General features: G+C 69.5%; 14 protein-coding genes. 6 read left to right on the forward strand and 8 right to left on the reverse strand.

From position 1 onward, the window contains the following. Positions 1 to 12: 12 nt before the first annotated feature. Both GEV28_RS00555 and GEV28_RS00560 read right to left on the reverse strand, forming a co-directional pair. On the reverse strand, positions 13 to 681 hold the full coding sequence (locus tag GEV28_RS00555; RefSeq protein WP_291407381.1) for a CBS domain-containing protein: 669 nt from the start codon (positions 679 to 681) through the stop codon (positions 13 to 15). 14 nt (positions 682 to 695) lie between these two features. Continuing rightward, positions 696 to 1,367, reverse strand: a complete 672-nt coding sequence (locus GEV28_RS00560; protein WP_291407384.1) for a CBS domain-containing protein — start codon at positions 1,365 to 1,367, stop codon at positions 696 to 698. Positions 1,368 to 1,566: 199 nt separating this feature from the next. Between GEV28_RS00560 and GEV28_RS00565 the strand changes: the two genes are divergently transcribed. Further along, positions 1,567 to 1,836, forward strand: coding sequence for a DUF1876 domain-containing protein (locus GEV28_RS00565; RefSeq protein ID WP_291407386.1), 270 nt, complete (start codon positions 1,567 to 1,569; stop codon positions 1,834 to 1,836). Positions 1,837 to 1,916: 80 nt separating this feature from the next. Here GEV28_RS00565 and GEV28_RS00570 read toward each other — a convergent pair whose 3' ends face one another. Both GEV28_RS00570 and GEV28_RS00575 read right to left on the reverse strand, forming a co-directional pair. Beyond that, positions 1,917 to 2,243, reverse strand: coding sequence for a hypothetical protein (locus GEV28_RS00570; RefSeq protein WP_291407388.1), 327 nt, complete (start codon positions 2,241 to 2,243; stop codon positions 1,917 to 1,919). Between the two features lie 28 nt (positions 2,244 to 2,271). Continuing rightward, a complete protein-coding gene (locus GEV28_RS00575) occupies positions 2,272 to 2,409 on the reverse strand; it encodes a hypothetical protein (RefSeq protein ID WP_291407390.1) in 138 nt (45 codons plus the stop codon). 106 nt (positions 2,410 to 2,515) lie between these two features. Here GEV28_RS00575 and GEV28_RS00580 point away from each other — a divergent pair, with 106 nt between their 5' ends. Beyond that, entirely contained in the window at positions 2,516 to 2,800 is a 285-nt protein-coding gene (locus GEV28_RS00580) for a hypothetical protein (RefSeq protein ID WP_291407392.1), read from the forward strand. Here GEV28_RS00580 and GEV28_RS00585 read toward each other — a convergent pair. Beyond that, positions 2,766 to 4,220, reverse strand: coding sequence for a bifunctional aminoglycoside phosphotransferase/ATP-binding protein (locus GEV28_RS00585; RefSeq protein ID WP_291407394.1), 1,455 nt, complete (start codon positions 4,218 to 4,220; stop codon positions 2,766 to 2,768). The genes GEV28_RS00580 and GEV28_RS00585 overlap by 35 nt on opposite strands. A gap of 133 nt (positions 4,221 to 4,353) precedes the next feature. Here GEV28_RS00585 and GEV28_RS00590 point away from each other — a divergent pair, with 133 nt between their 5' ends. The 4 genes from GEV28_RS00590 (at position 4,354) to GEV28_RS00605 (ending at position 9,284) form a co-directional block, all read left to right on the forward strand. After that, positions 4,354 to 4,956, forward strand: coding sequence for a hypothetical protein (locus tag GEV28_RS00590; RefSeq protein WP_291407396.1), 603 nt, complete (start codon positions 4,354 to 4,356; stop codon positions 4,954 to 4,956). Between the two features lie 135 nt (positions 4,957 to 5,091). Next, positions 5,092 to 7,461 (forward strand): phosphoketolase, encoded by a 2,370-nt coding sequence (locus GEV28_RS00595; RefSeq protein WP_291407599.1) that lies wholly within the window; start codon positions 5,092 to 5,094, stop codon positions 7,459 to 7,461. Further along, positions 7,461 to 8,537: an acetate/propionate family kinase gene (locus GEV28_RS00600; RefSeq protein ID WP_291407397.1), complete on the forward strand. Its 1,077-nt coding sequence runs from the start codon at positions 7,461 to 7,463 to the stop codon at positions 8,535 to 8,537. Before GEV28_RS00595 ends, GEV28_RS00600 begins: the two co-directional genes overlap by 1 nt. Positions 8,538 to 8,642: 105 nt before the next feature. After that, complete coding sequence (locus GEV28_RS00605) at positions 8,643 to 9,284, forward strand: response regulator transcription factor (protein ID WP_291407601.1); 642 nt, start codon at positions 8,643 to 8,645, stop codon at positions 9,282 to 9,284. Here GEV28_RS00605 and GEV28_RS00610 read toward each other — a convergent pair. The 3 genes from GEV28_RS00610 to GEV28_RS00620 all read right to left on the reverse strand — a co-directional run bounded on the left by GEV28_RS00610 (position 9,275) and on the right by GEV28_RS00620 (position 12,599). Then, entirely contained in the window at positions 9,275 to 10,978 is a 1,704-nt protein-coding gene (locus GEV28_RS00610) for a GAF domain-containing protein (RefSeq protein ID WP_291407400.1), read from the reverse strand. The genes GEV28_RS00605 and GEV28_RS00610 overlap by 10 nt on opposite strands. Positions 10,979 to 11,058: 80 nt before the next feature. Next, entirely contained in the window at positions 11,059 to 11,967 is a 909-nt protein-coding gene (locus GEV28_RS00615) for a universal stress protein (protein ID WP_291407402.1), read from the reverse strand. Then, positions 11,964 to 12,599 carry a CBS domain-containing protein gene (locus tag GEV28_RS00620; RefSeq protein WP_291407404.1) on the reverse strand — a complete coding sequence of 212 codons (636 nt, stop codon included), beginning with the start codon at positions 12,597 to 12,599 and terminating at the stop codon, positions 11,964 to 11,966. The genes GEV28_RS00615 and GEV28_RS00620 overlap by 4 nt, the downstream gene beginning before the upstream one ends. Between the last annotated feature and the right edge of the window lie 4 nt (positions 12,600 to 12,603).

Here is a 12,603-nt window from a genome sequence, read left to right on the forward strand (position 1 = left end):
TCTTCGTGTGCGTCACAGTGGACTGGTGACCGTGTCGTCCATCTGGTAGCGCACGTTGTTGCGCACGGCGACGACGCCCGGGATCGCCTGCGTGAGCTTGCCGGCGATCTGCGCGGTCGTCCGGCGCTCCACTGAACCGTCCACAGTGGCCACACCGTCGACGACCTCGACGGTCAGGCTGCCCGGGAACAACCACATGCCCTTCTTGAACACCCGCTCCTCGATGTCCGCCCGGATCTCAGCGTCGTCGCGGAGGAACATGCCGATCACGTCGCGGCGGGCGATGACACCGGCCAGCATGCCGTCGGCGTCGACCACGCAGAGCCGGCGGATGTTCTTCTCCGCCAGCACCCGCGCGGCCGCGGTCACGGTGGCGTCCGTGCCGATGGTGACGGCCGGGGCGGTCATCAGGTCACCGGCGGTGCGGCCTGTTGCCTTGCGCCACCGCGCACGCCGCTGGCGGCCGAACCACGGCCGGGTCTCCCCGCCGCCGCGGTGCTCCTGCTTGACGAGCGTGTCGGCCTCCGACACCACACCGACCGGCCGGCCCGCCTCGTCCACCACAGGCAGCCCGCTCACGCGGTGCTCACTCATCAGCGCGACCAACTCCTTGAACGTCGTCCCCGGTCGCGCGGTGACGACCTCCTTGGTCATCACGGACTCAACGGTGGGTTCCCACATCACGCTCTCCTTTCTCAAGGCTTGAACCCGGTCCACACCGCCTCGCCGACCGGGCGGCGGACGTTGTCGCGGACACCGACCACACCGGGCAGCGCCCGCACCAGCCGAACGGCCGCGTCGGCCAAGCCCGGCCTGACGACCTCACCGTCCACAGTGACCACCCCCGCATCGACCCGGACATCCACGGCACCAGGTGCGATACCGGCCAACAGAAGCAGCTCCGCGGTCCGGGCACGCAACTCCTCGTCGCCGCACAGGTACACCCCCAGCAGGTCGCGCCGCGACACCACGCCGATGAGCCGGCCGTCCCGGTCGGTGACGAACAGCCTCCGGATGCCGGCCTTCGCCAGCTGCCGTGCCGCGTCGCTCACCGGCTCGTCAGCGTGTACCGCCCGCACCGGGGTGGTCATCACCTCGGCCGCGTTGTGCCCCAGGGCCCGGTACCACCGATCGCGGCCGGCACGGTCGCCGTGGGGCAACTCGTCCTGGCCACCGCGGAACTCCTGTTTGGCGAGCAGATCCGCCTCGGACACCACGCCGATCGGCCGGCCATCGCCGTCGATCACCGGTAGCGCACTGACCTCGTTGTCCGCCATCGCCAAGACGAGTTCCCGGAACGGCGTGTCCGGCAAGGCGGTCACCACGTTCGTCGTCATCACCGACGCGACGGTCATCTTGTCCACCACGGCCTCCTCCTTCGGCTTCGATTCAAGGAAAGCCGGTCCGGCGGTGCCGGCACAGAGCACCAACGCCCGCGCGGGAGGGACCAAAGGCCCCCGACGTGGCCGCCGAACGTCATGGTGAGAAAGGGAAACTCGCCGGTGCCGGACAGCCACCCACTGCTTCGACGATCAGAACATCGGAGACCCGACCGAGGAGGACGACGTGACGGAAGCCAAGCACTGGACGATCGACATCCACATCGACGAGCACGAGGAACGGACCCGCGCCAGGGCCCGGCTGCACAACCGCGACGAGACCGGCCTGGTCGGCGTCGGCATCGCACGGCTGAACCCGGCGGACACAGGCGTCCCCGAGATCGGCGACGAGCTCGCCGTCGCCCGCGCACTGGCCGACCTGGCACACCAACTGCTGGAGGCAACGGCCGCCGACATCGAAGCGATCACGCACCAGCCGACCCACCTCGCCGTCTGATCCCGAGAAAGGGTGCCGCCGGACACGGATCCGGCGGCACCTCGCATGCACCATCCACACCGGACAGGGAACGGCCGTGGTCACCGGTGCCGGCGTCTCCCCCGGCGCCAGCGCCGCACGTGCGGCCGGTCGTCCATCTGCCGGATCACCCGGTCGACCGTCTCGGCCACGGCGTCGCGCGCGGTTCGGCGCGTCGCGGCCGCGTGCACCTGCCTGCCGTTGAAGTCGACGTTCACCCGCGCGGCCACCGGGCGGGTGACCGCTGGATCGGCATGCCGGTCCAGTTCGACACGAATCGCGAGCACGGGCTCGTGCGCGTGCCTTGCGATGGCCACCAGCTTATTGGCGACCAGCTCCGCCAGCCCCTCACCGAAGTCGCCCCGCACGGTCAGGATCGGTTCCGGCAACTCGACAGCCTGCTTCGCACGCATGGCGTCACGCCGTCGTGGTCTGCGCGGCCGGGTCGAGCACGTCCCTGCCCGCGAGATAGGTGACGTAGCGGCCCAGGGCCACCGCGTGGTCGGCGTACCGCTCGTAGTACCGCTCCTGGAAGAGTTCTCGCATGATCGTCATGCCGCCATGGTGCGCGCTCGGCACGCCCGCCGAAGCGGTCGAAAGGCCATGCCGGCAAGGACTTTCGTCGCTGTCCAACCCAGCCCCACCGGTCGATCGTGGAGGCATGGCAGCCGACTACGACATCACGTCGACATCGCCCGCGTGGCAGCGGCACCATGCCGCACGCACGGTCGCCGGCCACGCCCGTGACGCGAAGGATCTGGCGGAACTCCTCGACATGCTCGGTCTGACCGCGGCCGAAGGGCGCGAGCCACCCGGTGAGCCACCGGTCACCGCGGGGCCGAAGAAGCCCCCGCCGAGGCTGGACCCGCCGACCGTGTGCCGGCTCGACAACCTGCTGCGAAACGGCCGGGCTAACGCGGCCGGACCATCCGCAACGCCTCGGTGAGCGCTGCCGCCGGCGTGCCCGAGGTGTCGATGTCGACGGCCTGGGGCCAGGACGCCGCGTCTGCCGCCATGGCGTGCGCGATCGTCGGGTCGGCGTCCGACAGCGATCCGGTTCGTGTGCGCAGCCGGGTCTCGGTGACCGCAGCGGGTGCGGTGCAGCGCAGGGACACGAACGTGCTGTACGTCCGCTCCGCCACTTTCCTGGCCAGCTCGCGTTCCCCGGCACCCGACCATGACGCGTCCAGCACGACCGACTCGCCCCGCTCCAGCAGTTCACCCGCTCGCCGGAGCAGCTCGGTGTACGTGCGCTCGGTGTGCTCCCGCGCGTAAATCCCGGACCGGTAGGGGGCGGTTGCGTGCCGCTCGGGGTCGAGGCCGGCGAGTTCCTTGCGCAGCCGGTCACTGGACAGCAGCACCGCGCCGAGCTCGTCGGCGACCAGCCCGGCGATCGTGGTCTTGCCGCTGCCCGGCAGCCCGCCGACCAGCACGAGCCGGACCTCGCCACGCCGCAAGTGCCGTACCGCGATGTCGGCGTACACGCAGGCTTCCTCGGCGGCCGAGGCGTCGCCCTGGGCGTGGCGCAGGCAGGCGACCTTCACCCGGACGAACGCCCGGTAGGCGACGTAGTGCGCACGCAGTGCCGCGGGCGCCGGATCCCCGGAGTATTCCGCGTACCGGTCGAGTAGCAGCTCGCCGAGCTCCGGGGCGCCGAGCCGTTCCAGGTCCATCGCAAGAAAGGCGATGTCGTCGAGGCCGTCGAGCCGGCGCAGGCGGTCGTCGAACTCGATGCAGTCCAGCACCCTGGGCCCGTCGTCGAGCACGAAGATGTCGTCGGCGAGCAGGTCGCCGTGCCCGTCGACGATCCGGCCCTCGGCGATCCGCGACGCGAACAGCGCCTCCCGGCCGGCGAGGAACTCCCTTGTCCGCCGGACGATCTCGGCCCGCGACTCGTCGGAGACGACGCCGGCGCCCACCTCGTAGACCTGGGCGAAGCTCGCTTCCCAGCGATCGGACAGGGCCTCGCAGGTGCCTTCGGCGTCGATGTGCGGCCCGCGTTCGGCGCCGGCGTGGAACGCCGCGAGCACGCGTGCCAGCCGGATGATCTCGTCGGACAGCGGGACACCGGCCCGGACCAGCGTACTGAGCCTGCGGTCGTCGGGCATGCGCCGCATCACGACCAGCGGCTCACCGGGCGCGTCGTCCACATCGGACACAGTGGCGACGCCGAGGTAGACGTCGGGCGTGAGCCGCCGGTTCAGCTCGACCTCACGGTGGCACGCGGCGCGGCGCAGCTCCGGCGTGCTGAAGTCCAGGAATCCCAGGTTCACCGGCTTCTTCAGCTTGTACACCCGGTCCCCGACGAGGAACACCACGCCGATATGGGTTTCGCGCACAGCGGCGAACGGCCTGTTCTCGGTCACCACACCAGCGTCGCGGCGGAGCGGGCCATCAACCAGGGACCAACGCTGCTGGCACGAAGGACCTTGGACTCCAGACCGCGCGGCCACGCGCGCCGAGACTGAGACCGAACCCAAGCGGAAAAGGAGGTAAGTGATGTCCATCAAGGACCACTCGCAGGAGCACGAGAACATTCCGGTGCAACGTGACACCGGCGGGACACCGGCCACCGCGACCAGGCCGGGCGCCGCGGCACCGTTCGCGGCCGTAGTGCGGATCGTCATGGGGCTGGTGTTCGCGTGGGCGTTCCTCGACAAGACCTTCGGTTGGGGCTACGCCACCACCGCCGAGCGGGCGTGGGTCAACGGCGGCTCGCCGACCAAGGGTTTCCTCGGCAACCTCGACCACGGCCCGTTCGCCGCGATGTTCCGCGGCTGGGCCGGTGACGGCTGGGCAGACTGGCTGTTCATGCTCGGCCTGGCCGGCGTGGGCATCGCGTTGCTGTTCGGCGTCGGCCTGCGCATCGCCGCGGTGTCCGGCACGCTGATGATGCTCCTCATGTGGGCGGCCGAGTGGCCGCTGGCCCGGTTCACCGACGCCGGCGAGCCCACCATGTCCACCAACCCCATCCTCGACTACCACATCGTCTACGCCCTCGTGCTGATCTGGCTGGCCATCATCGCCGCCGGCAACATCTGGGGCTTCGGCAAAATCTGGGCGAACCTCGGCTTCGTCAAGAAGAACCCGTGGCTGCGCTGAGCACACGACCGACCCGACAAAGGTTCTGCTGGCCACCCGACAGTGGCCAGCAGAACCACGCGTAAGAACCGCCCGATCGGGCACCCCGAACCACGTGGCGAGAAAGAACTAGGGAGAAGACCAGTGACGGAAACCATGGCGGCAGCACTCGACCACCAGGAGCTGCGGGCACTGGACGCGTACTGGCGGGCGGCGAACTACCTGTCCGTCGGCCAGATCTACCTGCTGGACAACCCTCTGCTGACCGAGCCGCTGCGCCGTGAGCACATCAAGCCACGCCTGCTCGGCCACTGGGGCACCACCCCGGGCCTGAACTTCCTCTACACCCACCTCAACCGGGTGATCCGGGCCCGCGAGCTGAACATGATGTACGTGATCGGGCCCGGACACGGCGGCCCGGCCATGCTCGCGAACACCTGGCTGGAGGGCAGCTACTCGCAGGCCTACCCAGGCGTGCCCCGCGACGAGAAAGGGATGCGGGAACTGTTCCGCCAGTTCTCCTTCCCCGGCGGCGTGCCCAGCCACGTGGCCCCCGAGATCCCCGGCTCCATCCATGAAGGCGGCGAGCTGGGCTACTCCCTCGCCCACGCCTACGGCGCCGCATTCGATAATCCCGACCTCATCGTGGCCTGCGTCGTGGGCGACGGCGAAGCGGAGACCGGACCGCTCGCGACCAGCTGGCACGCCAACAAGTTCCTCAACCCCGCCACGGATGGGGCGGTGCTGCCGATCCTACATCTCAACGGCTACAAGATCGCCAACCCGGCCGTGCTGGCCCGCATCCCCCACGACGAGCTGGACGCGTTGCTGCGTGGCTACGGCTATGCGCCCCGGTATGTCACCGGCGATGACCCCGAGCAGATGCACCAGGACATGGCCGCCACGCTCGACGGCGCATTCGACGAGATCGCCGCCATCCAGCACCAGGCCAGGGCCGGTGAGCGAAAGCGGCCCCGCTGGCCGATGATCGTCCTGCGTTCCCCCAAAGGCTGGACCGGTCCGTCCTTTGTGGACGGTGTGCCCGTGACGGGCACGTGGCGCGCCCACCAGGTGCCCCTCGCCGGTGTGCGGGACAACCCGGAGCACCTCGCCCAGCTCGAGGAGTGGCTGCGCTCGTACCGGCCCGAGAAGCTGTTCGACTCCCACGGCCGGCCTGTGCCCGAACTGCTGGGTCAGGTCCCGGACGATGACCGCAGGATGGGCGCCAACCCGCACGCCAACGGCGGCCTGCTGCTGCGCCCACTCGACCTGCCCGACTTCCGCCGCCACGCCGTCGAGGTCGGCAAGCACGGCAACAGCACATCCGAACCGACCCGCGTGCTCGGCCGGTTCCTCCGGGACGTCATGCGGGAGAACGCGCAAGCGCGGAACTTCCGAATCTTCGGCCCGGACGAGACCGCCTCCAACCGGCTCGACGCCGTCTACGAGACGACCGGCAAGCAGTGGCAAGCCGAGATCCTGCCGGTCGACGAACACCTCACGAGCGACGGTCGTGTGATGGAGGTGCTGTCCGAGCACCTGTGCCAGGGCTGGCTGGAGGGCTACCTGCTCACCGGCCGGCACGGCCTGTTCTCCTGCTACGAGGCGTTCATCCACATCGTCGACTCGATGTTCAACCAGCACGCCAAATGGCTCAAGACCAGCCAGAAGCTGCCCTGGCGGCGCCCAGTCGCTTCTTTGAACTACCTGCTCACCTCACACGTGTGGCGCCAGGACCACAACGGCTTCTCCCACCAGGACCCCGGCTTCATCGACCACGTCATGAACAAGAAAGCCGAGGTCATCCGCGTCTACCTGCCACCGGACACCAACACCCTCCTGTCCGTGGCCGACCACTGCCTACGCAGCCGCGACTACGTCAACGTCATCGTCGCTGGCAAGAACGAGAGCCCGGACTGGCTGCCGATGGACGAGGCGATCCTGCACTGCACCCGCGGTGCAGGTATCTGGGACTGGGCCGGCAATGAGGACAGCGGCTCGAACACGGGCGAGCCGGACGTCGTGCTGGCCTGCGCCGGGGACGCGCCGACACTGGAGGTCATGGCCGCCGCGGCGATCCTGCGTGAGCAACTGCCCGAGCTGACGGTGCGGGTGGTGAACGTGGTCGACCTGATGCGTCTACAGCCGCACACCGAGCACCCGCACGGCATGACGGACCCCGAGTTCGACGCGATGTTCACCCCGGACCGGCCAGTGATCTTCGCCTACCACGGCTACCCCTGGCTCATCCACCGCCTCACCTACCGCCGCCGCAACCACCACAACATCCACGTCCGCGGCTACAAAGAAGAAGGCACCACCACCACACCGTTCGACATGCTGGTACTCAACGACATGGACCGGTACCGCCTCGTCATCGACGTGCTCGACCGGGTGCCAACGCTCGGCGCGCGTGCCGCGCTGGTCCGCCAGCGGATGATGGACCTGCGGACCCGCCACCACCAGTGGACCCGCACCCACGGCGAGGACCTGCCCGAGGTCCTTGACTGGGTGTGGCCGTACTGATGACCCACGTGCTGGTGGTCAACACCGGGTCGTCCAGCCTCAAGCTCGCGTTGCTGGACGGCGCCGACGAGGTGGTCGACTCGGTCATGCTCGACCGGTGGACCGGCGGGGACGAGACCGAGGACATCAAGGCGTTCGTCAACGGTCTTCCCCGTGTCGACGCCGTCGGCCACCGCATCGTGCACGGCGGTGGCACGTTCACCGGCCCGGTCCGGCTGGACGACGACGTCCGGGACCAGATCGCGAGCCTGGCCGAGCTGGCGCCACTGCACCAGCCACGCGGCGTGGCCGGCATCGACGCGGTGGGCACCGTCCTGCCGGACGTGCCGGCCGTCGCGTGTTTCGACACCGCCTTCCACCACGACCTGCCGGCCGCCGCGGCGACCTACGCGCTGCCCCGCGCGTGGAACGAGCGGTGGTCGTTGCGCCGCTACGGCTTCCACGGGCTGTCGCACGCGCACGTTGCCCGGCGGGTGGCCGAGCTGGTCGGTCCCGGCCTTCGGATCGTCAGCTGTCACCTCGGCTCCGGCGCCTCCCTCACGGCAATCCACAATGGACACTCAGTGGACACGACGATGGGCTTCACCCCGCTGGCCGGGCTGGTGATGGCCACCCGGTCCGGCGACGTCGACCCAGGGCTCCTGTTGTGGCTGCTGAACCGTGTCGACTCCAAGGAACTGTCCGACGCGCTCGAACACCGCAGCGGCCTGGCCGGACTCAGTGACGGCAGCGGAGATCTGCGTGACATCGTCGGCAGTGACGACCCGACCGCGATCCTCGCGCTGGACGTCTATCTGCACCGGCTGCGACGGGAGATCGCTGCGATGGCCGCCGCGATGAACGGGCTCGACGTGCTCGTCTTCACCGGCGGCGTCGGCGAGCACCAGCCTCCGGTGCGAGCCGCGGCCGCTGATGGCCTCGCGTTCCTCGGCGTCCGGATCTCCGCCAGCGCCAACGAAACAGCCACCAAGGCCGGCGACAGCGACATCACCGCAGCCGGCGCTCCGGTTCGGACGCTCGTCGTACCCGCCCGCGAGGACGTGGAAATTGCCCGACAAGTTCGGTCCGTCGCGTGAGGACTTTCGTCCCTGTTGATTGATGCCCAACGGGCCACGGCAGGGCGTTGCCAGAGGGCATACCGTTGGTCGTGACATGTCGAGGAGGCACCGGTGATTCGAGTTATGTTGGTCGATGACCACGAGATCGTGCGCCGGGGTATCGGCGACCTGATCGGCACCGCCGAGGACCTCGAAGTCGTCGGCGAGGCGTCCGGCGTCGCCGAGGCGCTGGCTCGCGCGCCCCAGGTCAACCCCGATGTCGCCGTGCTGGACGTGCGGATGCCCGACGGCAACGGCATCGAACTCTGCCGTGACCTCAAGTCCGCGATACCAGACCTGAACTGCCTCATGCTCACCTCCTACGCCGACGACGACGCCCTGTTCGACGCCATCATGGCCGGCGCCTCCGGCTTCGTCCTCAAACAAGTCCTCGGCCTCGACCTCCTCAACGCCATCCGCACCGTCGGCGCCGGCGGCTCCCTCCTCGACCCCAGGACCACCGCAGCGCTGATGAACCGCATCCGGCGTGAACGCGAGGACCAGAACCCGCTCAACAAGCTCACCGAGCAGGAACACCAGGTATTCGACCTCATCGGCGAAGGACTCACCAACCGCCAGATCGGCGAACGCATGTTCCTCGCCGAGAAAACCATCAAGAACTACGTCTCCCACCTACTCAACAAACTCGGCATGCAACGCAGAACCCAGGCAGCAGCACTCGCCGCCGAGTTACGGGCCCGCAAGTCGAACAACGATCAGGGCTGAGGCAACGGAACCCGCCAGACCAGGTGGGTACCGGCTTCCGGACCCGGAGCCACCGTGGTCACGCCGGCACACTCCTGAGCGCGCCGCTCGAGGTTGAGCAGCCCGCTGCGGGCGACGTCCGCGGGCATGCCGACGCCGTTGTCGGTCACGCCGATGACCAGATCTATGCCGGCCTCAACGGTGACCACGATGTCGGTGGCGCGGGCATGCCGGACGGCGTTGCTCACCCCCTCGCGGAGCACGGCCAGCGCGTGCTCGGCGATCGCGGGCGGTACCAGCGTGTCCACCGCCCCGGAGATCCGCACTGCGGGTGACATGTCCGTGTTCGCGCTGGCCTCGGCCACCAGGTCCAGCATCCGGCGCCGCAGGCTGGCCGGATTCTCCTCCCCCGCGGTGTGCAGGTCGAAGATCGACGTCCGGATGTCCCGCATCGTCTCGTCCAACTGCCCGACCACACCGGTGACCCGGTTACGCGCTTCGGTGTCCCTGATCCGGCCCACGATGGCCTGCAGGCTCATCCCGGCCGCGAACAAGCGCTGGATCACGTGGTCGTGCAGGTCACCGGCGATCCGGTCCCGATCGGCCAGCACGTCCAGCATGCGTTGCTGCCGCTGCTTGTCCGCCAACTCCAGCGCCAGCGCCACCTGCGCCGCGAACGAGGCCAGCAGCGGCAACTGCTCCTGCCCGAACAGGTGGCCACCCTTGTTCCGCAACGCCAGCAGCACCCCGCTCACCCCGGTCACCGACCCGAACGGCACCGCATCCGCAGGCCCGAACTCGCCGAACAGGTCCGCCTCGGTCCCCAACGCCTCCGCGAAGTCCACGTACACGGTGGGCTCGCGGTCACCGATGACCGTCGCGATCGCCGGCGCGGTGGCCGACAGGTGCCGGCCCACCATCTCCTCACTGCGGGTCCCGGCCCCGGCCTCCACCGTGAGCATCTGTCCCGTCTCGTCGGTGAGCAGGATCAACGCGCAGTCCGAGCCGGACAACTCACGGGTCCGCTCCGCGATCAGCGCCAACGCCTCCTCCCCGGACGCCCCGCCGAGCAGCAGCGCGTTCACCTCGCCCGATGCCTTCTGCCACCGCTCCCGCAGTCGAGCCTGCTCGAACAACCGCGCGTTCTCGATGGCCACGCCGGCGGCTGCGGCGAGAGCCTCGAGTACGACGACGTCGTCGTCGTTGAACTCGGCCTCACCCTTCTTCTCGGTGAGGTAAAGGTTGCCGAACACCTCGTCCCGCACCCGCACCGGCGTACCGAGAAAACTCCGCATCGGCGGATGGTTGGCCGGGAACCCCACCGACGACGGGTGCTCGGCCAGATCCGCGAGCCGGATCGGGAACGGGTGGGAGATCAGGTGCCCGAGCAGCCCCTTGCCCTCCGGCAGGTGCCCCATCTTCGCCCGCGTCTCCGGGTCGATGCCGACATAGACGAACTCCGAGAGCCCTTCCTGGTCACCGAGCACACCCAGCGCGCCGTACCGGGCGTCCACCAACTCGACCGCGGTCTGCACGATCCGCTGCAACGTACCGGCCAACTCCAGCCCAGTGCCGACCGCGACGACGGCGTCCAGCAGACCCTGCAGCCGATCCCGCGTCTTCCCGATCTCCGCGAGCAGCTCGTCCAACCGAAGACCGGTCAACGACACGCCAACCGACGACCGCGACCTGGCTTCGCCAGGGACGTCCGACATCTCCTGACCCCGCTTTCGAAACCGACCCCGGTGACGTACGGGTGAACCGGTCCTCAGCGTATCCGGCGCGGCAACCGGTGCTAACGCTCGGCTTCCGGAGTGGTGCGGACCACGGCCACCGGGCACGGCGCGTGGTGGAGCAGGTGCTGGCTGATCGAACCGAGCAGCAGGCCACGGAATCCGCCGCGTCCCCGGCTGCCGACCACCACGAGCTGAGCGCCCTCGGCGTGCCGCAACAGCGCGCGGCCTGCCCGTTCCCGGCTCACGTGCCTGGTGACCGGCACGTCGGGGTACTTCTCCTGCCAGCCGGCCAGCCGCTCCCCGAGCATCTCCTCGGCCTGCTGCGCCAGCACCGAGAAGTCCAGCTGCGCCGCCGCCCCGGCGAACGCGGTCTCCAGCAGCAGGTCGGTCCAGGTGTGCACGGCGACCAGGCCGGTCCCGCGTGTTGAGGCCTCGGCGAAGGCGAACGCGATCGCCGCCTCACCGACCGGCGTGCCATCCACGCCCACGACCACCGGGCCCGTGCCGAGTCGATGTTCGCTCCGCAAGCTGCGCTCAGCATCCGATCCCCGGACGACCACGATCGGGCAGTGCGCGTGTGCCGCCAACTCCACGGCCGTCGAACCAATGAGCAGTCCGGTGAAGCCACCGAGGCCACGGGTGCCGAGCACCAGCAGAGCCGCGCCCGCCGACTGCTTCACCAGCGTCGGCACGGCCCCGGCCTTCACCTCGACCGTCTGAACAGCCAGCCCTGGCACGGCCTCCTCGGCCATCTCGCGGGCCTGGCCGAGCCACGACTTCCCCTGCGCCACGAGCGCCTCGTGCAGGGCGTGCCAGTCGACGAACCCGGGCGGGTAGCTTACGGGAATCTCGTAGGCATGCACCAGGTGTAGTGGCGCTTGCCGGCGCCGGGCCTCGTCGGCGGCCCAGCGGACCGCGTGCAGCGCGGACTCCGACCCGTCCACCCCGACCACCACCGGCTTGTTCATCGATCGTCCTCCGCACGTGCGGCGAACGCGGTGGCACGGACGACGCCGGGCACCGCCTCGGCGAGCACCGTGGCGACATGCCGGTCGGTCTCAGCGTTGGGTTGGTGGCTGTCGAACTGGTCGGCGATGGACACCACACCGTCCTGCACCTCGACCTGCCAGCGCCGGTCGCTGCCGTAGATCTCCAGCCGGTGCCGGACGTCGGCCGCGATCGTGTCGTCATCCCGAGCGATGGCGCGCACGATGTCACGCCGCGTCACGATCCCCACCACAGTCGAGCCCTCGACGATCGGCATGCTGCGGTGCCCGGCGTCGAGTAGTGCCTTGGCGAGGACAGCGACGTCGGTGCCCGGTCCCATCGCGACCGCGGGCGTGGTCATCACCTCGCCGACCGTGGTCGTGACCGGTCCGGGAACGGGCCTGTGGCCGGGGTGGATGAGGGCGCGGGGGTCGCGCGGGACGCGGTCACGCACGAGGTCGGCCTCGGTGACGATGCCGATCAGCCGGTGGTCGTCGTCCAGCACCGGCAGGGCGGTGAAGCCGTGCCCGGCGAGCAGCGCAGCGGCCTCTTTGATGGTGGTCGCGGGCCGCACCGTGATCACCGGCGCGGTCATGATGTCGCGTGCACGCATGGTT

The sequence above is a fragment of the Actinophytocola sp. genome (assembly GCF_009379765.1).
GTDB lineage: Bacteria > Actinomycetota > Actinomycetes > Mycobacteriales > Pseudonocardiaceae > Actinophytocola.

Bases quoted from the DNA above. Each gene is read 5' to 3' on its own strand.
- GEV28_RS00620 (WP_291407404.1), bottom strand. From the start codon at position 12,599: ATGCGTGCACGCGACATCATGACCGCGCCGGTGATCACGGTGCGGCCC.
- GEV28_RS00555 (WP_291407381.1), bottom strand. From the start codon at position 681: ATGTGGGAACCCACCGTTGAGTCCGTGATGACCAAGGAGGTCGTCACC.
- GEV28_RS00610 (WP_291407400.1), bottom strand. From the start codon at position 10,978: ATGTCGGACGTCCCTGGCGAAGCCAGGTCGCGGTCGTCGGTTGGCGTG.
- GEV28_RS00600 (WP_291407397.1), top strand. From the start codon at position 7,461: ATGACCCACGTGCTGGTGGTCAACACCGGGTCGTCCAGCCTCAAGCTC.
- GEV28_RS00605 (WP_291407601.1), top strand. From the start codon at position 8,643: ATGTTGGTCGATGACCACGAGATCGTGCGCCGGGGTATCGGCGACCTG.
- GEV28_RS00580 (WP_291407392.1), top strand. From the start codon at position 2,516: ATGGCAGCCGACTACGACATCACGTCGACATCGCCCGCGTGGCAGCGG.
- GEV28_RS00595 (WP_291407599.1), top strand. From the start codon at position 5,092: ATGGCGGCAGCACTCGACCACCAGGAGCTGCGGGCACTGGACGCGTAC.
- GEV28_RS00575 (WP_291407390.1), bottom strand. From the start codon at position 2,409: ATGACGATCATGCGAGAACTCTTCCAGGAGCGGTACTACGAGCGGTAC.
- GEV28_RS00590 (WP_291407396.1), top strand. From the start codon at position 4,354: ATGTCCATCAAGGACCACTCGCAGGAGCACGAGAACATTCCGGTGCAA.
- GEV28_RS00615 (WP_291407402.1), bottom strand. From the start codon at position 11,967: ATGAACAAGCCGGTGGTGGTCGGGGTGGACGGGTCGGAGTCCGCGCTG.